The sequence below is a fragment of the Salipiger sp. ABF4_146 genome (genome assembly GCF_056161345.1).
This window is the reverse complement of sequence record NZ_JBSWYX010000001.1, coordinates 132,127-155,626: the sequence shown is the minus strand read 5'-3', so window position 1 is coordinate 155,626 and position 23,500 is coordinate 132,127. Positions and strand designations below refer to the sequence as shown.

Below are 23,500 nucleotides of genomic sequence, written 5' to 3'. Positions count from 1 at the left end.
GAACCTGCAAATCCTAGGCCCACCCCGATTACCGCGAGGTTAATTACCATGACGAACACTCAGGCGGTCGTCACCCGTTTCGCCCCTTCGCCCACCGGCTTTCTGCACATCGGCGGCGCCCGCACGGCGCTGTTCAACTGGCTCTACGCGCGCGGCCGCGGCGGCAAGTTCCTGCTGCGCATCGAAGACACCGACCGCGCCCGCTCGACCCCCGAGGCGACGGCGGCCATTCTCAAGGGCCTCGACTGGCTCGGCCTCGACCATGACGGCGAGGTGGTCAGCCAGTTCGAGCGCGCCGAGCGCCACGCCGAGGTCGCCCGCGCGCTTCTGGCCAAGGGCGCGGCCTACAAGTGTTTCTCCACTCAGGAAGAAATCACAGAATTCCGCGAGAAGGCAAAAGAGGAAGGCCGCTCCACGCTCTTCCGCTCGCCGTGGCGCGACGCGGATCCCGAAACGCACCCAGATGCGCCCTATGTGATCCGCCTGCGCACCCCCGAGGATGGTGAGACGGTGATCAAGGACGAAGTTCAGGGCGAGGTGCGCATCGGCAATGCCCAGCTCGACGACATGATCCTCCTGCGCTCGGATGGCACCCCGGTTTACATGCTGGCGGTGGTGGTCGATGACCACGACATGGGCGTCACCCATGTGATCCGCGGCGACGACCACCTCAACAATGCGGCGCGGCAGATGGGCATCTATACCGCCATGGGCTGGCCGGTGCCGGTTTACGCGCATATCCCGCTGATCCACGGCCCCGATGGCAAGAAGCTGTCGAAGCGCCACGGCGCGCTCGGCGTCGATGAGTATCAGAAGATGGGCTACCCGTCCGCGGGCATGCGCAACTACCTCGCGCGGCTCGGCTGGAGCCACGGTGATGACGAATTCTTTACCGATGCGCAGGCGCTGGAGTGGTTCGACCTGAGCGGCATCGGAAAATCTCCGGCGCGGCTCGATTTCAAGAAACTCGAGAACATCTGCGGGCAGCATATCGCCGCCGGTGACGATGCCGCACTGCTGCAAGAAATCGAGGCCTACCTCGAGTCTGCGGGTCTTCCGGCGCTGACCGAAGGGCAAAAAGACGGCATGACGCGGGGTATGTACTGCCTCAAGGACCGGGCCAAGACCTTCCCGGAACTCCTTGAAAAAGCACACTTCATTCTAACGGAAACGCCGATCGAGCCGGACGCGAAGGCACAGAAAAACCTCGATCCTGTATCCCGTGGTATACTGGCTGCGTTGACGCCGCACCTGCAAAGTGCTAGCTGGACGCGAGAAGAGCTCGAGGGGGTAACGGGGCGTTTCGCCGAGGAACAAGACACCAAGTTCGGCAAATTGGCCGGCCCGCTGCGTGCGGCCCTTGCCGGACGAGCCGTCACTCCTAGCGTGTTCGATATGATGCTGGTGCTCGGTCGCGAGGAAAGCCTCCTCCGGCTCGAACAGGCAGCGGCCTCCGAGGTGGCGTAACGGCAAGCCCAGACCCCACTCCGGGCCATGTGACAGATACCGACCGGGCGCGCCCGACGCGCCTGGCCTTTTCTAGATGAAGGGATAAAGCAAGCATGGCTGACACAGCGAAAAGCGCGAAACTGACCATCGGCGAGCAGAGCTACGATCTTCCGATCTACTCCCCGACCGCCGGCCCCGATGTGGTCGACATCCGCAAGCTCTACGCACAGGCCGGGGTGTTCACCTACGACCCGGGCTTCACCTCCACCGCAAGCTGCGACAGCACCATTACCTTCATTGACGGTGATGAAGGTGTTCTGCTGCACCGCGGCTACCCGATCGACCAGCTGGCCGGCAAGTCCCACTACCTCGAGGTGTGCTACCTGCTGCTCTACGGCGAACTGCCGACCGCGGCAGAACTCGAAGACTTCGAGAACACGATCACCCGTCACACGATGATCCATGAGCAGATGCACAACTTCTTCCGCGGCTTCCGCCGCGATGCGCATCCCATGGCAACCATGGTGGGTGTGGTCGGCGCCATGTCGGCCTTCTACCACGACAGCACCGACATCTCCGATCCGCGCCAGCGCGAAATTGCCTCGCACCGCCTGATCGCCAAGATGCCGACCATCGCCGCGATGGCCTACAAGTACTCGATCGGCCAGCCCTTCGTGTACCCGCGCAACGATCTGACCTACGCAGAGAACTTCCTGCACATGTGCTTCTCGGTGCCTGCCGAGAAATACGAGGTCGACCCGATCCTCGCGCGCGCCATGGACCGGATCTTCACCCTGCACGCCGACCACGAGCAGAACGCCTCGACCTCGACCGTGCGTCTGGCCTCCTCGTCGGGCGCCAACCCCTTTGCCTGCATCGCGGCCGGCATCGCCTGCCTCTGGGGCCCGGCCCACGGCGGCGCCAACCAGGCGTGCCTTGAGATGCTCAAGCAGATCGGCTCGGTCGACAAGATCCCCGAGTACATCGCCCGCGCCAAGGACAAGAACGATCCGTTCCGCCTGATGGGCTTCGGTCACCGCGTCTACAAGAACCGCGACCCGCGCGCGACGGTGATGAAACAGTCGGCAGACGAGGTGCTGGACCTCATGGGGATCGAGAACAACCCGATCCTGCAGGTCGCCAAGGAGCTCGAGAAGCAGGCGCTGGAAGACCAGTACTTCATCGACAAGAAGCTGTTCCCGAACGTCGACTTCTACTCGGGCATCATCCTCGAGGCGATGGGCTTCCCGACGTCCATGTTCACGCCGATCTTCGCGCTGTCGCGCACCGTCGGCTGGGTGTCGCAGTGGAAAGAGCAGCTCGCCGATCCGCAGCACAAGATCGGCCGTCCGCGCCAGCTCTACCGTGGCTCGGTGACGCGCAACTACTCCGACATCGAAAGCCGCTGAACGCGTCTTTCGCGATACAAAAGGCCCCGCCGATGCGGGGCCTTTTTGTGTCCGGGCCGCGCGCCCGATAAACAGCGCGCCGCCCCGGCTTCTTCTCTTCAAAAAATACGCAAATCCGACGGCAGGCCCCCTCAGCGCCCCTCGAATTTAGCCGCTCGCTTTTCGTGGAAGGCCACCACACCTTCCTTGAAATCACGGGTCATACCGCATTCTCCCTGCAACTGCGCCTCCAGCACAAGCTGGCTTCCAAGGTCCTGCTCGAAAGCGCCGCGGATGGCGCGCTTGATACGCGCGTAGGCCTGCGACGGGCCCTGCGCCAGATGCGCCGCGCGCGCCCTCCAGATCGCCTCGAACTCGGCATCCGGCACCGCCTCCCAGATCATCCCCCAGCGCTCGGCCTGCGCTGCGCTGATGCGATCGGCAAAGAGCGCCGCCCCCATGGCCTTGGCCATGCCCATTTGCCGCGGCAGCAGCCATGTGCCGCCCGCATCGGGCATCAGGCCGATGCGGGTGAACGCCTGCATGAAGAACGCGCTTTCGGCGGCGATCACCACGTCAGCGGCCAGTGCAAGGTTCGCGCCCGCGCCCGCGGCGGCACCGTTGACTGCGGCGATTGTCGGGCGCGGACATTCGGTGATGGCGGTGAGCAACGGCATGTATTCGTCGCGCAGCACCCGCTCGAGATCGATATTGGCGGCGGTCTCGCGATCCCCCAGATCCTGCCCGGAGCAGAACGCCCGGCCCTCGCCGGTCAGCACAACCACGCGCGCGTCTTTGCCCGCCTGCTGGATGGCATGGGTCAGTTCGGCCCGCATCGGGGCCGAAAGCGCGTTGATCACCTCGGGCCGTGCAAGGGTGATTTGCGCCACATCGTCGCTGATCTCGTAGCGGATGGTGTCGTATTGCATATGCTCCTCCGGGCTGTGACCTGCTCTGGCCTGCGCGCGCGAAGAGTGCCCGCGCGCGCCGGCCTTGCCAAGCCCGGCTCAGCGCTTTTGCAGCGCCGAAATCAGCGCCAGCGCCTCGGCACTTGGGCGGGTCTCGATCCGGCGGTAGCGCGAGCCATCCAAGGTTCGGGTCAGCATACGGTTTTCGACCATGCTACGCCGGATCTGCGCGGCGTCGCGAAAGCCGCAGTAGAGATCGATCCGGGCGCTGATCTCGCGCTCGGTGAGGTCCTGACGCGGCGGGATATGCGCCCAGATCGGCCAGAGGCACAGCGCTTGCATCGCGGTGCGTGCCGGGAAGCGCAGCAGCCGCCCCTTCCCGTCGAAATGACGCAAGGCACGCGCCACCTGTTTGGGATCGGCCTGCGGCTGCGGCGCGAACTGTGCGCGTAGGTGCTGATAGTTGCGATAGCCCGCCGCCTTGGCGATCAGCCCCAGCATCTGCTGATGCGAGGGCGGCGTTTCGAGCCCGGCGCGCAGGGCGCGGGCAAAGCGACACAGATCGCCTATGGCCAGCGGGATGCTGTCCCGGTTCTGGGATGTGCTCATCGGATCCTCCAGATCCTCCGGCGCTGTTGCCCGACCCCTCGCGAGGCTGGAGTTCCGCCCTTGTCCGTCAGGCATCGCCGGGATGTCCGGAGATCTCTGAAAGCTGTGAGGCAGGTTCAGCTTGCCCGCGCACGACGCGGGCGGCGGAGACTGGGTGAACTGCCGACCCCAACCTCACGCTATCAAGGGGCGTTGCCCTCGTCCAGAATGCGCTTCAGACGTGCTTCTTCCTCGGGCGTGAGCCCCGCCTCGGTGCTGGCCTCGGCGCGGGACCGGCCCCGCAGATAGAAAGCGGCGACCAGCAGCGCCAGCACAAAGAGGATCGGCCCGGCGGCCCAGAGCAGCCAGTTCCAGCCGCGCGTGGTGGGCTGGAGCAGCACGAACTCGCCGTAGCGGTCGACGAGATAGGCCACCGCCTCCTCGTCGCTGTCCCCCGCAACCAGCCGTTCGCGCACCAGCAGCCGCAGGTCGCGGGCGAGCGCCGCGTTGGAATCGTCGATGTTCTCGTTCTGGCAGACGAGGCAGCGCAAGTGCTTAGACAGTTCGCGCGCCCGCGCCTCCAGCGCCGGATCGTCGAGGACCTCGTCGGGCTGCACCGCCAGCGCCGGTGTCGCGGGCAGCAGCGGCAGGGCCAGCAGAAGCAGCATCAGGACCATGCGGAGCAAATTAAGCGGTCTCATTCGGCGGGCACTCCCTGCGCCGGGCGGCTCTTGCGGGCGCCGGCGGCGACGCGGAAACGCCGGTCCGACAGGCTCAGTGCGCCGCCAAGGGCCATGAGGATCGCACCGCCCCAGATCCAGTTCGCTAGCGGTTTGATATAAACCCGCATGGTCCAGCCACCGCCCGCCTGCGCGTCGCCAAGCACGACATAGACGTCGCGCAGGATGCCGCCGTCGATCGCCGCTTCGGTGGTCGGCATCTTGGCGACCGGATAGTTGCGCTTTTCCGGGTAGAGATGGGCGATCTCTTCACCGTTCTTCCGCAGCGAGACCTCGCCCATGTCCGAAAAGTAGTTGGGCCCTTGCACACGCTCTACACCCAGCAGTTCCAGCTCGTAAGAGCCAACGGTGAAGGGCGCGTTGACCTGCGCCACGCGGATGTCTTCCTGCTCCCACGCCATCAGGCCGGCAATCCCGAGCATGGTGATGCCCAGCCCGCCATGCGACACCGCCTTGCCCCAATCGGCGCGCGGCAGCCGCGCGAGGCGGCGCCAGTCGCGGTTGCGCCCGATGCGCGTGATCAGGTCGGTGATCGCCCCCGCCACAAGCCATGTGCCGAGAAAGATGCCGATCGGCCCCATCAGGCTGCGCCCGGTCTGCATCGCCCATGCCAGCCCGGCCAGCGCGATGGCAAGGATCAGCGCTGGCATGAGTTGGCGCATCGCCCGGCCGATCTTACCCCGCTTCCAACTCAGCAGGCCGCCGATCGGCAGCACAAGGCCGAGCAGGATCATGAAGGGCGTGAAGGCCATGTTGAAAAACGGCGCCCCCACCGACAGTTTGCGCCCGAACAGCATCTCGGCGACCAGCGGCCAGAGCGTGCCGGTGAACACCACGAAGCAGGCCACCGCCAACAGGATATTGTTGACCACCAGCGCCGACTCGCGGCTGACCACGCCAAAGACGCCCTTGGCCTGCATGATCCCCGCCCGCGCGGCGTAGAGCGTCAGCGCGCCACCGGTGAAGAAGACCAGAATGCCAAGGATGAAAACCCCGCGCTGCGGATCGGTGGCGAAGGCGTGCACCGAGGTCAGCACCCCCGAACGCACGATGAAAGTGCCGATCAGCGAGAAGCCGAAGGCGAGGATGGCCAGCAGGATGGTCCAGCTTTTCAGTGCCTCGCGCTTTTCCACGACAATGGCCGAATGCAGCAAAGCGGCGGCGAGCAGCCACGGCATGAACGAGGCGTTCTCGACCGGGTCCCAGAACCAGAAGCCGCCCCAGCCCAATTCGTAATAGGCCCACCACGATCCCAGCGCGATACCGATGGTCAGGAACAGCCAGCTGAGCAGCGTCCACGGGCGCACCCAGCGGCCCCATGCGGCGTCGACCCGGCCCTCGATCAGCGCGGCGACCGCGAAACTGAAGCAGATCGAGAGGCCGACGTAGCCGAGGTAGAGGAACGGCGGATGGAAGGCGAGCCCCGGGTCCTGCAGCAGCGGGTTCAGGTCCTGCCCGTCAAACGGCGGCACCGCGAGGCGCAGGAACGGGTTCGAGGTAAAGAGGATGAAGGCGAAGAAGGCCACGCCCACCGCCGCCTGCACGGACAGCACCCGCGCCCGCAGCGTCGGCGGCAGATTGCCGCCGAACCACGCCGCCAGCGCCCCGAACAGCGACAGGATCAGCACCCACAGCAGCATAGAGCCCTCGTGGTTGCCCCAGACGCCCGAGATCTTGTAGATCAGCGGCTTGGCGGAATGTGAGTTCATCACCACCAGCCGGAGCGAGAAGTCCGAGGTGATGAAGGCATGCATGAGGGCACCGAAGGACAGCGCCACCAGCAGGAATTGCGCCGTGGCGGCGGGCTCTGCGACGGCCATCCAGCCGGGCCATCGCTTATGCGCCCCGATCATCGGCACCACCGTCTGCACACAGGCGACGATGAAAGCGAGGATGAGGGCGAAATGTCCAAATTCGGTGATCATGACCCCGCTTATAGGGCGCAAGACAACGCCCGGCCAACGGAAATCGCGGGCCGGGCGGGATCACATTGTCGCAATTGACGCCGCAAAAGGGCTGCGGATGTCGCCTCAGTCCATGCGGCGCAGGTAGGTCCACGTCGGCACGGTAGCGTTGCGCGCGACCGAGAAAGCCTCTGCATCGCCAATGTATTCGAAGCCGCAGTTCACCAGCACACGCGCCGAAGCGGCGTTGTCCTGAAACACCGAGGCGAACATCGTGGCGCTGCCGAAGGGGTTGGCCTGCACCAGCGCGCGCACCGCTTCCGAGGCGTGCCCAGTGTTCCAGAACGGCGGCGCGACCCAATAGCCGATCTCGGCTTGGTTGCCGTCGAGACGCTCGAGCGAAATCAGCCCCATCACCTCGGCACCGCCATGGCCTTCGCCGTCCATCGCCCAGACGTCTTCATCGCGCTTGGGATCGGTGGCGCGGGTGATGAAGGCCTCGGTCGCGCCCGGCGGCAGCGGGTGCGGGATCGAGGTGGTCATCCGCGCAAGGCGCAGATCGGCGGTGTAATGCGCGATCATTCCGGCGTCCGACTTGCGCAGCGGACGCAGCAGGAAACGGGGGGTCTCGATGACCGGCTGTGCGGTCAGCTGGTCCTCGTGGGCCAGGCTCATCGTATTTCTCCTCTCAAGCACGAGGGATTCCTCGCGGACCGTTTCGTCTCCTCCCCGAAACGGAAGAGGGGGACCGGCCCGCGCCGATCCCCCTGCAAGATGTCGATCTTGGATCGGCTTATTCGGCAGCCTCCGCCACGGGCAGGACGGAGACGAAGGTGCGGCCTTTCAGGCCTTTGTGGAACGTGACCGAACCTTCGGCCACGGCAAAGATGGTGTGATCCTTGCCCATGTCCACACCCTCGCCCGGCCAAAACTTGGTGCCGCGCTGACGGATGATGATGTTGCCGGGGTTGGCCGACTGGCCACCGTAGAGTTTCACGCCGAGACGGCGGCCAGCGGAGTCGCGGCCGTTACGGGAGCTACCGCCTGCTTTTTTATGTGCCATGGGTTGGTCTCCTTAAATGTCTATCAGGCCAGGGTCTTGGCCTGCTCGACCCACTCGGGCTTCACCTTGACGGCGTCGAAGCTCTCGGGGTCAACGGCTGCGAGCTGTGCGAAGGTGGCGATGCCGGCTTCGTTCAGCTTCTTGGCGGCGGCGGGGCCGACACCGGTGATCTGGGTCAGGTCGTCACCCTCTGCAGCGGCTGCGGCCGGAGCGGCTTTCGGAGCGGAGGCGGCGCCAGCGGCGGCCTTCACGCCGGTGCCTTCGGCGCCGGATGCGAGGATATCGGTCACGCGCAGCAGCGTCAGTTGCTGACGGTGGCCGCGGGTCCGCTGCGAGCTGTGCTTACGACGGCGCTTGACGAACTTGATGACCTTGTCGCCCTTGATCTGGTCGATCACGGTTGCCTGAACGGCAGCGCCGTCGACAAGCGGAGCACCCACGGTGACTTTGTCGCCGCCGAGGATCAGGACTTCGTTGAACTGAACGGTTTCACCCGCATCAGCAGCCAGCTTTTCCACGCGGAGCACGTCGCCCGCCTGGACCTTGTATTGCTTGCCGCCGGTTTTCATCACCGCGAACATCTGCGTCTTCCTTTGTCTACCGCGTTCTGTGGCGTCCCGGCCATCATCTGACCTGTGTGGGAACTTCGTGGTGCGGAACTCCGCTCCGCCGTCGAACAGCGCGCCCTTCCGGGCTGTCATGATGTAAGAATCGAAAGCGGGGCGCGCAATGGCCCCGTTCACGAAGCCCGGCTTATCGGGGCAAACCGCATTTATGTCAACCCAAAAGGCCGCTGCGCGCGTGACTTTCGCCACGACCCCTACAGCCTTGGCTGTGTGCCGGGCCCGGCCGGCCCCTGCCCTCAGAGGTCCGAGCTGCGCATCTCGCGCGCGGCAGCAAGGCCGAGCCCGTAGGAGATCTCTTCATACATATGATTGAACCCGTCGAACAACGCGCGATTCATCGCCTGCCCCTTCGGCGTCGCCGACACGTCTATATAGGTGTCGAGTGCGGCGTCCGACAGCGGCTCATATGCGGTGAGCATATATGCATAGAGCCACTCTTCTGTATCGAGCCGGGTTGCCTCTTCCTGCATCCAGACCTCTTCGACGATTTCCGGCTCGGTCATCTCCATGCCGCCGCCGTCGACAAGCCCCAGATAGAACTGGAAACTGGCGTTGAGCGCGCCGACCACATTGCTTTCGACCAGATCGTTTGCGGCGACGAACCGGTCAAGCTGCGCGACGCGCGGGTCGCTGCTTTCCGAAAGCCTGCGCCACGCGTCGCGGGCGGCAATCTCCACCTCGTCGTTGATCATCTCGCGCCGCGCCGCCAACTCGAGGTCGACCACGCGGCGCCCGGCGTCGGAGGTAAAATACGCCAGCAATGGTAAAGCGTCGGTCTCTCCAAAGCTCTCCAGAAAGCCCGCGCGCACGACCTCTTCCATGGCGTCGGCATCATAAAGCGTGTCGACCGCCTCCTGCCAGCCGGAGGTGGCGCCCGCGGGCAAGAGGTCTTGCGCCATGTCGGCCCCGTAGTCGCGGCCTTCGGCGCGCATGATCTGAACGATCTCGTCCACTTTCAAAGCATCGAGCAATTCTTCCGCCGCCCCGGCCCTGGCTGGTGGGCTGAATATCGGCAGCAGAAGAGTTGCGCCAACGGCGCAGGTGGCAAGACGCGACAACATGGCAAGATTACTCCGGGTTCTACACGCGAGACCCTAGGGCGCGCCTGCCATATTTCCAAGCTGACGCTGGGGTGCCCGTGACCGGCTGGCGGAGCTTCGCCAAGGAAAATTCCCCCGGAATGAAAAAACTTCAAAATTCCCTGTTGCACCCCCCAGAGCATATCGTTAAACGCCCCCCACGACCCCCGCGGAGAGGTGCCGGAGTGGTCGAACGGGGCGGTCTCGAAAACCGTTGACCCTTCACGGGGTCCCAGGGTTCGAATCCCTGTCTCTCCGCCACTTTCCCTTCAACGCTTTGAAAGCGTAGGGAAAGTGCCGATGCCGGCGGTGCCGGAAATGTCCCGAAAGCTATCGTCAGCCCCGCGCAGCATGCGATCGCGCGAAGGGCATCGTGCTGTCGTTCGCTTCGCGATGCCTCCCCCTGCTGCGGAAAAAAAACGCGGCGCACAGGATATGCCCTGCGCACCGCGCCACCGGTCTCGAAGTGCGCTCGCGTGGGCGCCGTTCAGACCTCGACGCTCGCGCGCGCCGGGGCCTCTGCCCGCTGTGCGTCCGCGCGCGCCGCGGCGTAGCTTTCCGCGCCCTGACGCATGCGCGTCACAAGCCCGTCTTCCTCGGCGTCGCTGCCGATCTTCGCCATCACCAGCGATTTCACGAAACTCTCCTGTGTCGCGATCGCTTTGGCGCGCGCCTCCGCCAGCGCATCGTCTTCCGCGCCGTCTGCGCGCAGGCTCTCAGGGCTGGTGCCGGAGGCGGCTGCCTGTGAGGCCGCGCCATTCTCATCCACCGCCTGTGTTTCAGGGGCTGTGTCGGACGCGGGTCCCGCACGTGTCGCTGGATCTGCCACAGAGACCGCCTTGCTCGCGGCTTCGGGCTGCGCCGACGCTTTCTGTCGCGGCGCATCCTCGTCCGCGGCGGTCGCGGCAGAGGTGGTCTGGCTCAGGTCCTCTTCGGTCTCGGCCACGGGGTCTGGGGAGGTCTGGCTCTGGCCGGCGAACTGCGGCGCGGCGACTGCCGAGGCGAGCGCACCAAAGAGGCTCGTACTCGAACCGGAAATGGAACCTAACATTTACATACACCTTTCTGGTCGTAACAGGTGCGTTGTGGTTAGGGATTATGAAATCAATGCGGCGGCACGAAGACCACTTGGCGGCGCATTATACGAGGTCTTGACGCCATACGTCGGCAGATCGCGGATCGCCCCCGCTGCGAAATTACGTTCAAACTCTTGTTTTAAATCAAGACTCGGAGACATGGGCGCGTCACGATATCCGCCACCCCCCATGAAGCCCTGCCGCCCTTCGCGAAACGACCCCAATCGTCTACGCCGCGCCATCGCCTATCTGCTCATCAGAAAATGCGTTTGAGTGCGCCACATCACCCGGGCGCCGCAGGCGCGTGGCCATAACCTTCGCGCCGCGCCTCAACAGGCGGCGCGCTCGCAGGCTGGGCGATCCTTCGAGAAAACTGGTACCCAAGGTCGGACTCGAACCGACATGACCTCGCGGTCGGGGGATTTTGAATCCCCTGCGTCTACCATTCCGCCACTTGGGCCCGGGCATGGATTTAGCCGCCTCGCCGCGCCGCGTAAAGCGGCAATCTGCGCGCGCTCGCATCTTGCTGGCGAAACTGTCACCACAAAAGCGCCCTCATTGGCTTGCACCCCACTGCCCCGCGTGCTTCCTGCTCTAGAGACCAACGCCGGAGACCGACCCGACGATGCTGCGCCGCCTTTACGACTGGACCATGTCGCTTGCCGATCACCCAAAGGCGCTTTGGGCGCTAGCTGCGGTGTCGTTCATCGAAGCCTCGGTGTTTCCGATTCCACCCGACGTGCTGATGATCCCGATGATCCTCGCCGCGCCCCGCCGGGCTTGGCTGATCGCCCTGGTCGCCACCGTCGCCTCGGTGGCCGGTGGCCTCTTCGGCTACGCCATCGGGCATTTCTTCTTCGACAGCATCGGGCGCCCGATCCTCGAAACGCTCGGCAAGGCCGACGCCATGGAGGCGTTCAACGCCCGGTTCAACGGCGTCGGCTTCTGGGCGGTGCTGATCGCCGGCATCACCCCTTTCCCGTTCAAGGTGATCACCATCATGTCAGGCTGGACCGCGATGCCGCTCGGCGTCTTTGTCAGCACCGCCGTGATCGCCCGCGCCGTCCGCTTCTTTATCGTGGCGGGTCTGTTGCGGGCCTTCGGTGCGCCGATCCGGGAATTCATCGAACATCGGCTCGGTCTGGTGTTTACTATCTTCGTGCTGCTGCTCGCTGGCGGCTTCTTTCTGGTGAAATACCTCTGAGACCATGACTGACCTGCGCAAGTTCCTTATCCTGATCGCCGCCGGCGGATCGGCCGCCGTTCTGCTTGGCGCGATCGGCTCGCAATACATCGGCGGGCTCGCGCCCTGCCACCTGTGCATCCTGCAGCGCTGGCCGCATGCCATTGCCGTGGTCATCGGCGCGCTGGCCCTCGCCTTCCGCGCCCGGATCCTGCTGCTGTTGGGGGCACTCGCCGCACTGACCACCAGCGGCATTGGCGTTTACCACACCGGCGTCGAACGCGGCTGGTGGGAAGGCCCGACCACCTGCACCTCTGGCCCGATTGGCGGCATGTCCGCCGAGGAGCTTCTCAACCAGATCATGGAGGCGCCGCTGGTGCGCTGTGACGAGGTCGCATGGCAATTCCTTGGCTTGTCGATGGCCAGCTGGAACGCCGTGATCTCGCTGGGTCTCGCGCTGATCTGGCTCGCCGCATGGCGGCGCGCGGCCTGAGCCCACAGTTCTAAGCCCGCAGAACTGAGCCCACAGGGTCGCCCCGCACTCTGAACCAAAGTTGCAGGGGGCCATATCTGCCCCCTGCGGTGCATGGCGCGCTGACCCGCAGCACGTCAGATCGGTCTTCGAGGCGCGGAATTCCCCGCGCCGTGCCACGGGAGACCCATCAATGACCTACCGCTTTGTCACATCCGCTTTTATTGCCGCGCTGCTGACCGCCACCGCCGCCAGCGCCTCCCCCGAGATCCCCGAGCAGACCCAAGCGCAGGTGCGCGAGAAACTCACCGCCGAGGGCTATGAGGTGCGCCGCATCGACAGCGAGGACGGGATGATCGAGGTCTACGCGCTGAAGGATGGCAAGAGGCTCGAACTCTATCTCGACGACATGCTGAAGATCGTCCGCAGCACGTCCGAAGACTGAGGCTCTCGGGCTCCGCCGCCGCGCGGGGCCGCGTCGCTTTTGCGCCCCGCCAATGGGCGCGCAAAGCTCTGCCGCCAGCACAAGGATGCCTGCCATGACCGAGACTTCTGCAAGTGTCGCACCCCGCGGCACGACCCGCCATGCCGTCTGGGACCCGCTGCTGCGGATCTTTCATTGGAGCTTCGCGGCCCTTTTTGTCACCAACGCACTGCTCGACGATCCTGAAACGAAGCTGCACCAGTGGGTCGGCTACACCATCGGCGGCCTGATCCTGCTGCGCCTGATCTGGGGGATCATAGGTCCGCACTCTGCGCGGTTCTCGAGCTTTTTCCCAACCCGCGCCAGCCTAGTGCAACAGATCACCAACATGGCCACGGGTCGGCGCCGCGTGCATCTGATGCATACGCCGCTTGGAGCGCTAATGATTTTCAACCTGCTGCTCACGCTGGGCGGAATCATCGGCAGCGGCGTGTTGATGACCACCGATTCCTATTGGGGCGTGGGGTGGGTCGAAGATCTGCACGAGGCGCTGGTCAACTGGGCCGAAGTGTCGGTCGTGCTGCATGTCGCCGCGGTTCTTTACGAAAGCCGCCGCACCGGAGTAAATTTTCCGAAGGCCATGGTAACCGGTATTAAAACCGTCCCGGATGACGCAAAGATCGAGGCATGACGTCGCAGACCACGCAACGCCCTCTCGTTCTGACCCTGCTGATCGCCGTGCAACTGATCTGCACGGCCTTCTTCGTGGTCGACGTGATCTTTGACGCCAGCGAGGCAGGCTGGAGTCCCGCGCATGACCCCGAGGCCTTTCTCGAAGGCTGCATGGTGCTCTGCCTCGCCGCCGCGATCTGGGTCGAAGTGCGGTTTCTGCTGCGGCTCTTGCGGCAGAACGCCCATCTTGAACGGCAGGTCTCGCTGGCCACCGGTGCCTTCCACGAGATTGTCGAGGCGCAGTTCACCGCATGGGGCCTCACCGGATCCGAGCGGGATGTTGCCATGTTCACTTTAAAGGGGATGACCATCCCGGAGATCGCAGTGCTGCGTGGTTCAGCAGAAGGCACGGTGAAATCCCATCTCAACGCCATCTACCGCAAGGCGGGCGTCTCTGGGCGCGGCGCGCTGCTGGGCCTGTTCATCGAAGAGCTGATGAGCGGCGCCGAGACCACCGCGGCGCCCCACGGCGCCACGGCACAAGACAGGTGACAGCCATGCAAACCTCTGTCATCACGAGAAAATGACCAATCGCATCGCCCTCTGGCTCGCCGCCGCCCTGATCCTCGCCGCAGCGGTGGATTACTTGCTCTTCGGGAGTGATCATTTTGTCTATCTGGGGCGGAAAATTTTCAATCTGCTCGATTGGATGGCATTTTGGCGGTGAGCGCTAACAGTCTCAGTATTGACTTGCCCGATGTATCCTGATGACCTTCGGGCAACCGCATACTCTCGGACAGCGAGGAGACATCATGACCGTTAAGGTAGCGATCAACGGCTTCGGCCGTATCGGGCGCAACGTGCTGCGCGCCATTATCGAATCCGGCCGCACCGACATCGAGGTCGTCGCGATCAACGATCTCGGCCCGGTCGAGACCAACGCCCACCTGCTGCAGTTTGACAGCGTCCACGGCCGCTTCCCGCAAGAGGTGAAGGTCGCGGGCGACACGATCGACGCAGGCCGCGGCCCGATCAAGGTGAGCGCCGAGCGCAACCCCGCCGACCTGCCTTGGGCCGACGTGGATGTCGTGCTGGAATGCACCGGTATCTTCACCGCGCGCGAAAAGGCCGCCGCCCACCTCGCCAATGGCGCCAGCCGCGTGCTGGTCTCGGCCCCCTCCGCGGGCGCCGACAAGACCATCGTCTACGGCGTGAATGACGACACGCTGACCAAGGATGACCTCGTGGTCTCCAATGCGTCCTGCACCACCAACTGCCTGTCGCCCGTTGCCAAGGTGCTGAACGACACCGTCGGCATCAAGAAGGGCTTCATGACCACGATCCACAGCTACACCGGCGACCAGCCGACGCTGGACACGATGCACAAGGATCTCTATCGCGCCCGCGCCGCTGCGCAGTCGATGATCCCCACCAGCACCGGTGCTGCCAAAGCGGTTGGTCTTGTTCTGCCGGAACTTAACGGCAAACTCGACGGTGTGGCGATCCGCGTGCCCACGCCGAACGTTTCGGTCGTCGATCTTGTGTTCGAAGCCGAGCGCGAGACCACTGTGGAAGAAATCAACGACGCCATCCGCGTCGCCGCCAACGGTAAGCTGAACGGCATCCTTGGCTATACCGACAAGAAGAACGTCTCGATCGACTTCAACCATGACCCGCACAGCTCGGTGTTCCACACCGACCAGACCAAGGTCATGGAAGGCAGCATGGTGCGCATTCTGTCGTGGTACGACAACGAATGGGGCTTCTCGAACCGCATGGCCGACACGGCCGTCGCGATGGGCAAACTGATCTGATCAGGCCCGCGCGCCGGTCTTTGCCCCACGGGGCAGACGCGCGTCGACTGAAGATCAAGAAAGGCGGGGCCGCTGTGCTCCGCCTTTTTACTTTTCAATGAGCTTGCGCGCGCGCCAATAGCCTGCAGCGGCGTCGAGCCCGGAGGGCCGTGCCCGCGGCGTCACCCTGTCCGTCAACGGCGTCGGCAGCGGCTGGCTGATCACGGCCACCGGCGGCGCAAGTGGCGCAGCGGGCCGGGCCGCCGTCCCCAACTGCGCCGCCTCTTGCGCCGCGCCTCGTGGTTGTTGGGAGGACGGCCTGGGGCGCTGCGAGCGGGCGCGGCCGCCCATGCCCTGCTGGATTTCCATAAAGCATCTCCTCTTTCAGAATGTTTTCAGCAAAACCGGGCCGCGTGGATCCGCACCCACGCGCCGGTGTGTCAGCGCGTTAAGGTTAATCGGTGTTGGTTTACAAAGCCTTGCCACCAGCAACGACGCGGCCGAGCACCGCCGCGGCATGCCATGCATGTTTTGCAACGCGGGTCTGGAAAAGCGTCAATTGTGCTGCGCCGCAGCAAGGCCTAAGTTAGCGCCAACGCCGAGGGAAAGACCTTGGCACAGAGTTTCAACAATGCACCTGCAATCGCGCCCACTCCTCCCCTTGGGGCGCCTACAATAGATGGATCATCCCTATGACCAAAGCCATCAACGCCGTTCGTGACAGCTTCTCCCGCCGTTTTGCCTATCGCCGCACCCGGCAGGCGCTTATGGCGCTGCCGCTGCGCACCCGCATCGATTGCGATATCGCGGGCCGCGAGGCGGAAACCGCACGGCTCGCCGTCTACGGCCAGTAAGACACAAGACATGAACGAAAAAGCGGGGCCTTCGGGCCCCGTTTCTGCGTCCCGGCGGCGGTGCGCGCTCAGCCTTGCGCAAAGCGCTGCTTGAGCGCCGTATTCACCGTCGGCGTGACAAACTTGCTGACATCGCCATCAAGCCGCGCGATCTCTTTCACCAGTTTCGAGGCGATCGCCTGATGCCGGGCTTCGGCCATCAGAAAGACGGTTTCGATGCTCGTGTCGAGTGCCCGGTTCATCCCGACCATCTGAAACTCATACTCGAAATCGGCCACCGCCCGCAGTCCGCGAATGATGATCTGCGCGCCGACATCCCGGGCGCAGTCGATCAGCAGGTTCTCGAACGGATGGGCGACGATCTCGGTGCCGGTTTCCTCCGAAAGCTTGGCGCATTCCGTTTCGATCATCGAGACGCGATCCTCGAGCGGGAAAAGCGGCCCCTTGTCGCGGTTGATCGCGACCCCGATCACCAAGCGATCGACCAGCGCCGCGGCGCGGCGGATGATGTCGATATGGCCCAGCGTGATCGGATCGAACGTGCCGGGGTACAGACCAATGCGCATGAAATCCTCCCAGAAGTGCCAGCGGGGGCATGTCCGGCGCACGCAACAATATTGCGTTCCGGAATGCAACCCCGAAACCGGCCTCTGTCAGAGGCAGCTGGGTTCAGTAGCCCATGATCATGCCCTGAAGCGCGTCTTTTTCCATGGCCAGCTCGGCGATTTGCGCCTTCACCACGTCGCCGATCGAGATGATGCCCACCAGTAGCCCGTCCTCGACCACCGGCATGTGGCGGAAGCGCCCTTCGGTCATCCGCGCAAGCACAACATTCGTGTCCTCATCCCGGGTGCAGACCTGCAGCTTGCGGGTCATCAGTTCGTCGCAGGTCATGTTCAGGATACTGGCGCCCTGCGCCGAGATCGCACGCACGATATCGCGCTCCGACAGGATCCCCAGCGGCGTCTGCCCATCGTCGGACACCACCACGCCGCCGATCCGGCGCTCGCTGAGCACCTGCGCCGCGTCACCGACGCTGCTGCCGGGGGCGACGGTGACCACCCCGTCGTCGGACTTGTCCTTGAGAATCTGTTGTACCTGCATGCGGCTCTCCTCCTAGGCGCTGCTGAGTGGTTTCAGCGTCCGCCCATGACGGCGTTCTGTCAACTGCGACCTTCGAGAGAGGCCAGCTCACGCCGAACACCGTCGGCCAGAATCGCTGCAAAACCGTTAAGCCGCGCATGGCGTCGGTCATCCGCGTGACGCACCAGATAGAAACTGCGACTCAGCGAGACCTCCTCGGCCAGCACCTTGCGCAGCCCCGGTGCCGCGGGCAGCGCGAAATCATGCACGATGCCCAGCCCGGCCCCCAGCCGCAGCCAATGAAACTGCACCGCCACCGAATTGGACGCCAGCCGCACCCGCTCGACGCCAAGATCGCTGAGATAGTCGAGCTCGCGGTCAAAGATCATGTCGGGGATGTACCCCACCATCCGATGCCCCTGCAGATCAGCGCGCCTATGGATCGGCGCGTGGCGGGAGAGATAGTCTTCGGAGGCAGCCAGATGCAGCCGGTAGTCGGCGATCTTCTGCACCACCAGCCGCCCGGCGGTGGGCGCCGAAACCGCGATCGCCATGTCAGCCTCGCGCCGCGACAGGTTCACCACGCGCGGCAAGGACACGATCTGCAGGTCGAGGCCGGGGTTCTCCTCGGCGATCCGGGCGCAGACCTGCGGCAAAAGGAAGTTGGCACAGCCGTCCGGGGCGCCAATGCGGATCTGCCCGGCAAGCCCCTCCGATGCCCCCATCAGCGCCTGCGCGCCCTGCCCTAGCGCCTGCTCGGCGCTCTCGGCGTGCACCAGCAGCCGCGCCCCCGCTTCGGTCAGCGCGTAGCCCTGCGGCGATTTGGCAAACAGCGGATGGCCCAGCGTCTCTTCCAGCCGCGCGACGCGGCGCCCGACGGTCGCCGGATCCATCCGCAGCACGCGCCCCGCCGCCGATAGGCTTTCGCCCCGCGCCACGGCGAGGAAAATCCGCAAATCATCCCAGTTCTCGCGCATTCCGCACCTGAATTTTTGCAAAACCTTTTTGCCCGATTACCCCTGTGCACTGCATTTCCGCAAGCCTAGAGTGCCGGCCAACAGCAAGGAGGTTCCGATGCAAGAACTTACGCATTTCATCAACGGCGAACACGTCAAAGGCACGTCCGGTCGCTTCACCGAGATCTTCAACCCGGCCACGGGCGAGGTTCAGGCCAAGGTGCCGCTGGCCACCGTCGAAGAGCTGAACGCCGCCGTTGCGAAGGCCGCCGAGGCGCAGGTCAAATGGGCCGCGACCAACCCACAGCGCCGCGCCCGCGTGATGATGAAGTTCGGCCAGTTGATCAACGAGCACATGGACGAACTGGCCGAGCTGGTTTCGAAGGAGCACGGCAAGACCCTGCCCGACGCCCGCGGCGACGTGCAGCGCGGTCTGGAAGTGGTCGAGGTGTGCATGGGCGCGCCGCACATGCTGAAGGGCGAGTTCACCAACGATGGTGGCCCGGGCATTGATCTTTATTCCATGCGCCAGCCGCTCGGCGTGGTCGCCGGCATCACCCCGTTCAACTTTCCGGCGATGATCCCGCTGTGGAAAATGGCCCCGGCGCTGGCCTGCGGCAACGCGATGATCCTCAAGCCGTCGGAACGCTGCCCCTCGACCTCGCTGCGGCTGGCCGAACTGATCATCGAAGCCGGCCTGCCCGAAGGCGTGCTGCAGGTGGTCAACGGCGACAAGGAAGTGGTCGACGCGATCCTCGACAACGAGACCGTGCAGGCCGTGGGCTTTGTCGGCTCGACCCCGATCGCGCAGTACATCTATGGCCGCGCCGCCACCAACGGCAAGCGCGCGCAGTGCTTCGGCGGTGCCAAGAACCACATGATCATCATGCCTGACGCTGACCTCGACAAGGCCGCCGACGCGCTGGTGGGTGCCGGCTACGGCGCTGCGGGCGAACGCTGCATGGCGATCTCTGTGGCCGTGCCGGTGGGCGAAGAGACCGCCGACGCGCTGATCGAGAAGCTGGTGCCGCGCGTCGAGAAGCTGAAGGTTGGCCCCTACACCGCGGGCGAAGACGTGGACTACGGCCCGGTGATCACCGGCTCTGCCAAGGACCGGATCAACGGCCTCGTCACCAAGGGTGTCGAACAGGGGGCGAAGCTGGTCGTTGATGGCCGCGACTTCAAGCTGCAGGGCTACGAGAACGGTTTCTTCGTCGGCCCGTCGCTGTTCGACAATGTCACGCCGGACATGGACATCTACAAAGAAGAGATCTTCGGCCCGGTTCTCAGCACCGTGCGCGCCGGCACCTACGAAGAGGCGCTGGAGCTGGTGATCGACAATGACTACGGCAACGGCACGGCGATCTACACCGCCGATGGCGACACCGCGCGCGACTTTGCGCACCGGGTGAATGTGGGCATGGTCGGCATCAACTTCCCGATCCCGGTGCCGCTGTCGTATCACACCTTCGGCGGCTGGAAGAAATCGGCCTTCGGCGATCTCAACCAGTACGGCCCCGACGCCTTCCGCTTCTATACCAAGACCAAGACCGTCACGGCGCGCTGGTTCTCGGGCATCAAAGAAGGCGGCGAGTTCAACTTCAAGGCGATGGACTGATCCACCGCGCCGCCGGCCCGGCACGGCGCTTTCGTCACGCGCCGTCCCGGTCTCCGGGGCGGCGCTCGCATGTGCGCGGCGGCCCACCGCAAAACATGTATCTGCGCCATATCGTTGACCCTATGGGGCGAAGCAGCGAGGCTCTGGCAACCTAGACGGTACACATCCAATGCCAGTCACATTCCGGATTCTTCCCAGTCACGGTCTCGTCTACGTGCGCTACGACGGTCAGGCGCGCCTGACCGATACCACGGCGGCGTTCGCAGAATATACGCGCCATCCCGAGTTTCGCCCCGGCCAGAAGCAATTGGTCGACCTGTCGGGAATTACCGGCTGGGACGGGGATTTCCTCGAACTGATGAAGATACAGGCCAACAAGGCCGAGGCATTCAGCGCCGCCAGCACGCAAACCATCATGGTCTACTACGCGCCGACCAATGCCAGCCTCAAGCTGGCAAAGATGGCACTGCAGTCGTGGGACGGGCTCGAAGGCGTGGTGACGCTGGTGCAGCAAAGCGAAATGGGCAGCCTCGCGCTGCTCGGCCTTGCCGAACGCAGTTTTTCGCAACTGCTGCAAACCGCCCGTTAAGCGCGAACCGGACCACTGCGCCGGAAGTGTCGTTGAAGCGACATAAGGTTTGACAGCCCCCTACCATACAACGACATGATTGCTCGTAACCTTGCTGAAACTTCCTGTTCTGGGAGCCCCCTCATGGCAGGCATTCTCGAGTTTTTTGCCGAGCGCCCATTGGTCTATATGAAATTTGTCGGCGACACCCGCTGCGAGGACTGCCTCGACGCGCAAAAGACGCTGAGCGAAACGCCGGGCTGGTCGACCGCCGTGGGCTGCCTCATCGACTATTCCGAAATGACCCGTTTTCGCAGTGGCTACGCCGGGCTGCAGCGGGTTTCGGTGGCCATGGCCGGCTCGGGGCTGTTCGACGAGGGGCTGATGCCGCTGGTTTATTACGCGCCCACCGATCTGGGGTATGGCGTGGCGCGCATGGCGCAGCAGATCATGTCGCCGCAACTGCGCTTCGACATCCACGTCTTTCGCGACGAAGCCCCGGCTTTGGCCAAGCTCGGTCAGCCCGAAACTCAGATGGCCGCGCTGCTGGCTCAATGCTCGTGACCAAATCCGCGCCGACACCCCATTGAAAGCCGCGCAACTCCGTCCTATATGAGAGCTGTTCCGCAAGGGACTATGGGCATAAACGCGCATGTAATAAACGGATCGGACCCGGGGGCGGTACCCGGCGGCTCCACCAATAAACCCTTGTTGGGGGTTCATGGGGCCGAAATAGGATCGACGAACGCGTAAAGATGTAGCTTTGTCCCGGTGAGATACCACCGTTATCGGTTCATAAAGCATAGTTGCCAACAACAATCGTGCTCCGGTTGCTCTGGCTGCGTAAGCAGTCCGAAAGACCGAAATCTAAGCCCTTGCGCCTAGCCGCGTAAGGCGGGGTTCGCAGGTACCTGGCAACAGAAACCTGCACTTCCCTTCCTCCCCACATTAAGTGACACCGCCTCATCGCGGGGTTTCCGCGCCTTGCGCCAATCACCGGAAATTTCGCCCGTTTTCGCCCGCCGTCACCGCAAAGATTGACCGGCGCGCCAAGCGCTGCCAGCATTCTGCGCATGTTCCGCGTGTTTGCAGCCAGTGTCGCCCTGCTTGCCGCGCCGGCTCAGGCCCGCGCCTGCGAGACGGCGCTGCTGCTTGCCATGGACGTGTCCAATTCGATCGACCCGGCGGAATATGCGGTTCAGACGGACGGGCTGGCGTTTGCCCTGCGCGACCCCGAGATCGCGGCGATTCTTGTCGAAGACCGGGTCGCGCTGGCGGTGCTGCAATGGTCGGGCGCGGGGCATCAGGCGCTCAGTCTGGGCTGGACGCAGATCACCGAACCGGCGGACGTGGCCGCCTTTGCCAGCGCCGCAGAGCGCATGGAGCGCGCCTTTGTCCTGTCCGACACCGCGCCCGGTGCCGCGCTGCAGGTCGCGCTGGACCACATGGCCGCGGCCCCTGCCTGCGGGCGCCGGGTGATCGACATCTCCGGCGACGGCACCCCCAACGCCGGCCCATCCGCCTCGGCGGCTCGGGTGCGGGCCGAGCGGATGGGTGTGACGATCAACGGGCTGGCGATCGAAGGTCCGGGCTATGGTCTGCCGGTCAGCAATTTCTATCGGCAAGTGCTGATCACCCGCGACGGCTTTGTGATGACCGCCCGCAGCCACCACGCCTATACCGAGACGCTGCGCCGCAAGATCCTTCGCGAGATTGCGCGCGTGCTGGGCTAAACCGTCATGAAAGCGTCACGAAGCGCTGCGCAAAAGCCCGCCATGTCCACGCCTGCAACCATCCCGCTCGCCACGCTATTCACCAGTTTCCTGCGCATCGGCCTGCTCTCCTTCGGCGGGCCCGCCGCGCAGATCGCACTTTTGCACCGCGAGATCGTCGAAGATCGTGGCTGGCTGAGCGAGCGGCAATACCTGCAGGCGCTCTCGTTCTGCATGCTGCTGCCCGGTCCCGAAGCCATGCAACTGGCCACATGGGCGGGCTGGCGGTTGCGCGGCGTCGCCGGCGGTTTGATCGCCGGCGGGCTTTTCGTGCTGCCCGGCGCGCTGGTCATCGCGGCGCTGGCACTGGCGTATTCCGCCTATGGCGCCCGCCCCGAGATCGCCGCGCTGATGCTCGGCGTGAAGGCCACGGTGATCGCTCTGGTTGCCTTCGCGCTGGTCAAACTTGGGCGCAAGGTGCTGACGCGCCGCGGCGCGCCGCTTATCGCGCTGGCCGCCTTCCTTGCGCTTTACGTGCTGCAGGCCCCTTTCCCGCTGGTCATCGCCTGTGCCGCGCTGATCGGCTGGCTGGGCACCCAGCCCGCGGCAAGCGCGCCGCCCCCCGCCGCGCCTGCGCCGGGCCGCCTTTGGGTGTGGCCGCTGTGGCTCGCCGCTTGGGCGACTCCACTGCTGCTGGTCTGGGCCGCCGGGCAAACGCTGCTGCTGCAGATCGGGGTGTTCTTTTCCAAGCTGGCGGTGCTCTCCTTTGGCGGCGCCTACGCCGTGCTGGCGTGGATGGCCCAAGAAGCGGTGGCCGCACGCGGCTGGCTGGATGCGGCACAGATGGCCGATGCGCTTGGCCTCGCCGAGACGACGCCCGGCCCGCTGATCCTCGTCACCCAGTTCGTCGGCATGCTCACCGGCTACGCCGAGGGCGGCTGGCCGCTGGCTCTGGCCGCCGGGGCGATGGTGCTTTGGGTCACCTTCATCCCGTGTTTCCTGTGGATTTTCGCCTTCGCCCCGCATCTTGAACGGCTGCTCGCACGCCCCCGCCTGCAGGGCGCGCTGGAGGCGATCACCGCAGCCGTGCTTGGGGTCATCGCCAATCTGACGCTATGGTTCGCCTTGCATGTGCTCTTTGCACAAACATGGCAGTTGCGCCTTGGCCCCATGACGCCGGAACTGCCGGTGCTGCAAAGCTGGCAACCGGGCGCGCTGGCCCTGACCGTTCTGGCTGGGCTGCTGCTGGGACCGCTGGGCCGTTCAGTGCCTCTGACGCTTGCCGTTACGGCACTCGCTGGGGTTGCGTTAACCTTTTATTAACGCTTGTCTTTCAGCGAAAAC

General features: G+C 64.6%; 28 protein-coding genes, 2 tRNA genes and 1 other RNA gene. 17 read left to right on the top strand and 14 right to left on the bottom strand.

The window, feature by feature from the left end:
* Positions 1-48 precede the first annotated feature (48 nt).
* On the top strand, positions 49-1,467 hold the full coding sequence (gltX, locus tag ACXAJT_RS00805; RefSeq protein WP_475231936.1) for a glutamate--tRNA ligase: 1,419 nt from the start codon (positions 49-51) through the stop codon (positions 1,465-1,467).
* Positions 1,468-1,562: 95 nt separating this feature from the next.
* Positions 1,563-2,858, top strand: a complete 1,296-nt coding sequence (gltA, locus tag ACXAJT_RS00800; RefSeq protein WP_475231934.1) for a citrate synthase — start codon at positions 1,563-1,565, stop codon at positions 2,856-2,858.
* A 131-nt stretch (positions 2,859-2,989) separates the two neighbouring features.
* Here the strand turns inward: gltA and ACXAJT_RS00795 are convergent, their stop codons facing one another.
* The 8 genes from ACXAJT_RS00795 to ACXAJT_RS00760 form a co-directional block, all read right to left on the bottom strand.
* Positions 2,990-3,766: an enoyl-CoA hydratase-related protein gene (locus ACXAJT_RS00795; protein WP_475231932.1), complete on the bottom strand. Its 777-nt coding sequence runs from the start codon at positions 3,764-3,766 to the stop codon at positions 2,990-2,992.
* 78 nt (positions 3,767-3,844) lie between these two features.
* Positions 3,845-4,354 carry a DUF2087 domain-containing protein gene (locus tag ACXAJT_RS00790; protein ID WP_475231930.1) on the bottom strand — a complete coding sequence of 170 codons (510 nt, stop codon included), beginning with the start codon at positions 4,352-4,354 and terminating at the stop codon, positions 3,845-3,847.
* Between the two features lie 182 nt (positions 4,355-4,536).
* The gene (locus ACXAJT_RS00785) at positions 4,537-5,034 is read right to left on the bottom strand and encodes a cytochrome c-type biogenesis protein (protein ID WP_475231928.1); all 498 of its coding nucleotides are present in this window, start codon (positions 5,032-5,034) and stop codon (positions 4,537-4,539) included.
* Positions 5,031-6,998 (bottom strand): heme lyase CcmF/NrfE family subunit, encoded by a 1,968-nt coding sequence (locus ACXAJT_RS00780; protein ID WP_475231926.1) that lies wholly within the window; start codon positions 6,996-6,998, stop codon positions 5,031-5,033. Before ACXAJT_RS00780 ends, ACXAJT_RS00785 begins: the two co-directional genes overlap by 4 nt.
* Before the next feature lie 105 nt (positions 6,999-7,103).
* Positions 7,104-7,652: a GNAT family N-acetyltransferase gene (locus tag ACXAJT_RS00775; protein WP_475231924.1), complete on the bottom strand. Its 549-nt coding sequence runs from the start codon at positions 7,650-7,652 to the stop codon at positions 7,104-7,106.
* A gap of 118 nt (positions 7,653-7,770) precedes the next feature.
* Positions 7,771-8,040 carry a 50S ribosomal protein L27 gene (rpmA, locus tag ACXAJT_RS00770; RefSeq protein ID WP_475231921.1) on the bottom strand — a complete coding sequence of 90 codons (270 nt, stop codon included), beginning with the start codon at positions 8,038-8,040 and terminating at the stop codon, positions 7,771-7,773.
* A 23-nt stretch (positions 8,041-8,063) separates the two neighbouring features.
* The gene (gene rplU, locus ACXAJT_RS00765; protein ID WP_475231919.1) at positions 8,064-8,621 is read right to left on the bottom strand and encodes a 50S ribosomal protein L21; all 558 of its coding nucleotides are present in this window, start codon (positions 8,619-8,621) and stop codon (positions 8,064-8,066) included.
* Between the two features lie 281 nt (positions 8,622-8,902).
* Positions 8,903-9,727, bottom strand: a complete 825-nt coding sequence (locus tag ACXAJT_RS00760) for a DUF2059 domain-containing protein (protein ID WP_475231917.1) — start codon at positions 9,725-9,727, stop codon at positions 8,903-8,905.
* A 189-nt stretch (positions 9,728-9,916) separates the two neighbouring features.
* Here ACXAJT_RS00760 and ACXAJT_RS00755 point away from each other — a divergent pair.
* A tRNA-Ser gene (locus ACXAJT_RS00755) sits at positions 9,917-10,006 on the top strand.
* A gap of 226 nt (positions 10,007-10,232) precedes the next feature.
* On the opposite strand, the gene ACXAJT_RS00750 is transcribed toward ACXAJT_RS00755, so the two are convergent.
* Both ACXAJT_RS00750 and ACXAJT_RS00745 read right to left on the bottom strand, forming a co-directional pair.
* Positions 10,233-10,796 carry a hypothetical protein gene (locus ACXAJT_RS00750; protein ID WP_475231915.1) on the bottom strand — a complete coding sequence of 188 codons (564 nt, stop codon included), beginning with the start codon at positions 10,794-10,796 and terminating at the stop codon, positions 10,233-10,235.
* Positions 10,797-11,195: 399 nt separating this feature from the next.
* A tRNA-Leu gene (locus ACXAJT_RS00745) sits at positions 11,196-11,281 on the bottom strand.
* 165 nt (positions 11,282-11,446) lie between these two features.
* On the opposite strand from ACXAJT_RS00745, the gene ACXAJT_RS00740 reads away from it, so the two are divergent.
* From ACXAJT_RS00740 to gap, 7 genes are all read left to right on the top strand, one after another.
* Positions 11,447-12,025, top strand: a complete 579-nt coding sequence (locus tag ACXAJT_RS00740) for a YqaA family protein (protein WP_475231913.1) — start codon at positions 11,447-11,449, stop codon at positions 12,023-12,025.
* Positions 12,026-12,029: 4 nt separating this feature from the next.
* Positions 12,030-12,497: a disulfide bond formation protein B gene (locus ACXAJT_RS00735; RefSeq protein ID WP_475231911.1), complete on the top strand. Its 468-nt coding sequence runs from the start codon at positions 12,030-12,032 to the stop codon at positions 12,495-12,497.
* 172 nt (positions 12,498-12,669) lie between these two features.
* Entirely contained in the window at positions 12,670-12,921 is a 252-nt protein-coding gene (locus ACXAJT_RS00730; protein ID WP_475231909.1) for a PepSY domain-containing protein, read from the top strand.
* Between the two features lie 94 nt (positions 12,922-13,015).
* Positions 13,016-13,591 carry a cytochrome b/b6 domain-containing protein gene (locus ACXAJT_RS00725; RefSeq protein WP_475231907.1) on the top strand — a complete coding sequence of 192 codons (576 nt, stop codon included), beginning with the start codon at positions 13,016-13,018 and terminating at the stop codon, positions 13,589-13,591.
* Positions 13,588-14,124, top strand: coding sequence for a helix-turn-helix transcriptional regulator (locus ACXAJT_RS00720; protein WP_475231905.1), 537 nt, complete (start codon positions 13,588-13,590; stop codon positions 14,122-14,124). The genes ACXAJT_RS00725 and ACXAJT_RS00720 overlap by 4 nt, the downstream gene beginning before the upstream one ends.
* Positions 14,125-14,155: 31 nt before the next feature.
* Positions 14,156-14,299 carry a hypothetical protein gene (locus ACXAJT_RS00715; RefSeq protein WP_475231903.1) on the top strand — a complete coding sequence of 48 codons (144 nt, stop codon included), beginning with the start codon at positions 14,156-14,158 and terminating at the stop codon, positions 14,297-14,299.
* Positions 14,300-14,384: 85 nt separating this feature from the next.
* Positions 14,385-15,386 (top strand): type I glyceraldehyde-3-phosphate dehydrogenase, encoded by a 1,002-nt coding sequence (gap, locus tag ACXAJT_RS00710; protein ID WP_475231901.1) that lies wholly within the window; start codon positions 14,385-14,387, stop codon positions 15,384-15,386.
* 87 nt (positions 15,387-15,473) lie between these two features.
* On the opposite strand, the gene ACXAJT_RS00705 is transcribed toward gap, so the two are convergent.
* Complete coding sequence (locus ACXAJT_RS00705; RefSeq protein WP_475231899.1) at positions 15,474-15,734, bottom strand: hypothetical protein; 261 nt, start codon at positions 15,732-15,734, stop codon at positions 15,474-15,476.
* A 323-nt stretch (positions 15,735-16,057) separates the two neighbouring features.
* Between ACXAJT_RS00705 and ACXAJT_RS00700 the strand changes: the two genes are divergently transcribed.
* Positions 16,058-16,219: a glyceraldehyde-3-phosphate dehydrogenase gene (locus ACXAJT_RS00700; protein WP_475231897.1), complete on the top strand. Its 162-nt coding sequence runs from the start codon at positions 16,058-16,060 to the stop codon at positions 16,217-16,219.
* Between the two features lie 68 nt (positions 16,220-16,287).
* Here the strand turns inward: ACXAJT_RS00700 and coaD are convergent, their stop codons facing one another.
* From coaD to ACXAJT_RS00685, 3 genes are all read right to left on the bottom strand, one after another.
* Positions 16,288-16,785 carry a pantetheine-phosphate adenylyltransferase gene (gene coaD / locus ACXAJT_RS00695; protein ID WP_475231895.1) on the bottom strand — a complete coding sequence of 166 codons (498 nt, stop codon included), beginning with the start codon at positions 16,783-16,785 and terminating at the stop codon, positions 16,288-16,290.
* A gap of 103 nt (positions 16,786-16,888) precedes the next feature.
* Positions 16,889-17,323, bottom strand: coding sequence for a CBS domain-containing protein (locus tag ACXAJT_RS00690; RefSeq protein ID WP_475231892.1), 435 nt, complete (start codon positions 17,321-17,323; stop codon positions 16,889-16,891).
* 59 nt (positions 17,324-17,382) lie between these two features.
* Complete coding sequence (locus ACXAJT_RS00685; protein ID WP_475231890.1) at positions 17,383-18,279, bottom strand: LysR family transcriptional regulator; 897 nt, start codon at positions 18,277-18,279, stop codon at positions 17,383-17,385.
* 97 nt (positions 18,280-18,376) lie between these two features.
* Here ACXAJT_RS00685 and ACXAJT_RS00680 point away from each other — a divergent pair, with 97 nt between their 5' ends.
* From ACXAJT_RS00680 to chrA, 6 genes are all read left to right on the top strand, one after another.
* Entirely contained in the window at positions 18,377-19,876 is a 1,500-nt protein-coding gene (locus tag ACXAJT_RS00680) for a CoA-acylating methylmalonate-semialdehyde dehydrogenase (RefSeq protein WP_475231888.1), read from the top strand.
* A 169-nt stretch (positions 19,877-20,045) separates the two neighbouring features.
* Positions 20,046-20,465, top strand: a complete 420-nt coding sequence (locus ACXAJT_RS00675) for a hypothetical protein (RefSeq protein ID WP_475231886.1) — start codon at positions 20,046-20,048, stop codon at positions 20,463-20,465.
* 123 nt (positions 20,466-20,588) lie between these two features.
* Positions 20,589-21,008 (top strand): hypothetical protein, encoded by a 420-nt coding sequence (locus ACXAJT_RS00670; RefSeq protein WP_475231884.1) that lies wholly within the window; start codon positions 20,589-20,591, stop codon positions 21,006-21,008.
* A gap of 18 nt (positions 21,009-21,026) precedes the next feature.
* Positions 21,027-21,376: a transfer-messenger RNA gene (gene ssrA / locus ACXAJT_RS00665) on the top strand.
* Positions 21,377-21,517: 141 nt separating this feature from the next.
* On the top strand, positions 21,518-22,177 hold the full coding sequence (locus ACXAJT_RS00660; RefSeq protein ID WP_475231882.1) for a DUF1194 domain-containing protein: 660 nt from the start codon (positions 21,518-21,520) through the stop codon (positions 22,175-22,177).
* A 42-nt stretch (positions 22,178-22,219) separates the two neighbouring features.
* Positions 22,220-23,479: a chromate efflux transporter gene (gene chrA / locus ACXAJT_RS00655; protein ID WP_475231880.1), complete on the top strand. Its 1,260-nt coding sequence runs from the start codon at positions 22,220-22,222 to the stop codon at positions 23,477-23,479.
* Positions 23,480-23,500: the final 21 nt, after the last annotated feature.

Coding starts and splice junctions, on each gene's coding strand:
- gltX (WP_475231936.1), top strand. CDS start 49: ATGACGAACACTCAGGCGGTCGTCACCCGTTTCGCCCCTTCGCCCACC.
- gltA (WP_475231934.1), top strand. CDS start 1,563: ATGGCTGACACAGCGAAAAGCGCGAAACTGACCATCGGCGAGCAGAGC.
- ACXAJT_RS00795 (WP_475231932.1), bottom strand. CDS start 3,766: ATGCAATACGACACCATCCGCTACGAGATCAGCGACGATGTGGCGCAA.
- ACXAJT_RS00790 (WP_475231930.1), bottom strand. CDS start 4,354: ATGAGCACATCCCAGAACCGGGACAGCATCCCGCTGGCCATAGGCGAT.
- ACXAJT_RS00785 (WP_475231928.1), bottom strand. CDS start 5,034: ATGAGACCGCTTAATTTGCTCCGCATGGTCCTGATGCTGCTTCTGCTG.
- ACXAJT_RS00780 (WP_475231926.1), bottom strand. CDS start 6,998: ATGATCACCGAATTTGGACATTTCGCCCTCATCCTCGCTTTCATCGTC.
- ACXAJT_RS00775 (WP_475231924.1), bottom strand. CDS start 7,652: ATGAGCCTGGCCCACGAGGACCAGCTGACCGCACAGCCGGTCATCGAG.
- rpmA (WP_475231921.1), bottom strand. CDS start 8,040: ATGGCACATAAAAAAGCAGGCGGTAGCTCCCGTAACGGCCGCGACTCC.
- rplU (WP_475231919.1), bottom strand. CDS start 8,621: ATGTTCGCGGTGATGAAAACCGGCGGCAAGCAATACAAGGTCCAGGCG.
- ACXAJT_RS00760 (WP_475231917.1), bottom strand. CDS start 9,727: ATGTTGTCGCGTCTTGCCACCTGCGCCGTTGGCGCAACTCTTCTGCTG.
- ACXAJT_RS00750 (WP_475231915.1), bottom strand. CDS start 10,796: ATGTTAGGTTCCATTTCCGGTTCGAGTACGAGCCTCTTTGGTGCGCTC.
- ACXAJT_RS00740 (WP_475231913.1), top strand. CDS start 11,447: ATGCTGCGCCGCCTTTACGACTGGACCATGTCGCTTGCCGATCACCCA.
- ACXAJT_RS00735 (WP_475231911.1), top strand. CDS start 12,030: ATGACTGACCTGCGCAAGTTCCTTATCCTGATCGCCGCCGGCGGATCG.
- ACXAJT_RS00730 (WP_475231909.1), top strand. CDS start 12,670: ATGACCTACCGCTTTGTCACATCCGCTTTTATTGCCGCGCTGCTGACC.
- ACXAJT_RS00725 (WP_475231907.1), top strand. CDS start 13,016: ATGACCGAGACTTCTGCAAGTGTCGCACCCCGCGGCACGACCCGCCAT.
- ACXAJT_RS00720 (WP_475231905.1), top strand. CDS start 13,588: ATGACGTCGCAGACCACGCAACGCCCTCTCGTTCTGACCCTGCTGATC.
- ACXAJT_RS00715 (WP_475231903.1), top strand. CDS start 14,156: ATGACCAATCGCATCGCCCTCTGGCTCGCCGCCGCCCTGATCCTCGCC.
- gap (WP_475231901.1), top strand. CDS start 14,385: ATGACCGTTAAGGTAGCGATCAACGGCTTCGGCCGTATCGGGCGCAAC.
- ACXAJT_RS00705 (WP_475231899.1), bottom strand. CDS start 15,734: ATGGAAATCCAGCAGGGCATGGGCGGCCGCGCCCGCTCGCAGCGCCCC.
- ACXAJT_RS00700 (WP_475231897.1), top strand. CDS start 16,058: ATGACCAAAGCCATCAACGCCGTTCGTGACAGCTTCTCCCGCCGTTTT.
- coaD (WP_475231895.1), bottom strand. CDS start 16,785: ATGCGCATTGGTCTGTACCCCGGCACGTTCGATCCGATCACGCTGGGC.
- ACXAJT_RS00690 (WP_475231892.1), bottom strand. CDS start 17,323: ATGCAGGTACAACAGATTCTCAAGGACAAGTCCGACGACGGGGTGGTC.
- ACXAJT_RS00685 (WP_475231890.1), bottom strand. CDS start 18,279: ATGCGCGAGAACTGGGATGATTTGCGGATTTTCCTCGCCGTGGCGCGG.
- ACXAJT_RS00680 (WP_475231888.1), top strand. CDS start 18,377: ATGCAAGAACTTACGCATTTCATCAACGGCGAACACGTCAAAGGCACG.
- ACXAJT_RS00675 (WP_475231886.1), top strand. CDS start 20,046: ATGCCAGTCACATTCCGGATTCTTCCCAGTCACGGTCTCGTCTACGTG.
- ACXAJT_RS00670 (WP_475231884.1), top strand. CDS start 20,589: ATGGCAGGCATTCTCGAGTTTTTTGCCGAGCGCCCATTGGTCTATATG.
- ACXAJT_RS00660 (WP_475231882.1), top strand. CDS start 21,518: ATGTTCCGCGTGTTTGCAGCCAGTGTCGCCCTGCTTGCCGCGCCGGCT.
- chrA (WP_475231880.1), top strand. CDS start 22,220: ATGTCCACGCCTGCAACCATCCCGCTCGCCACGCTATTCACCAGTTTC.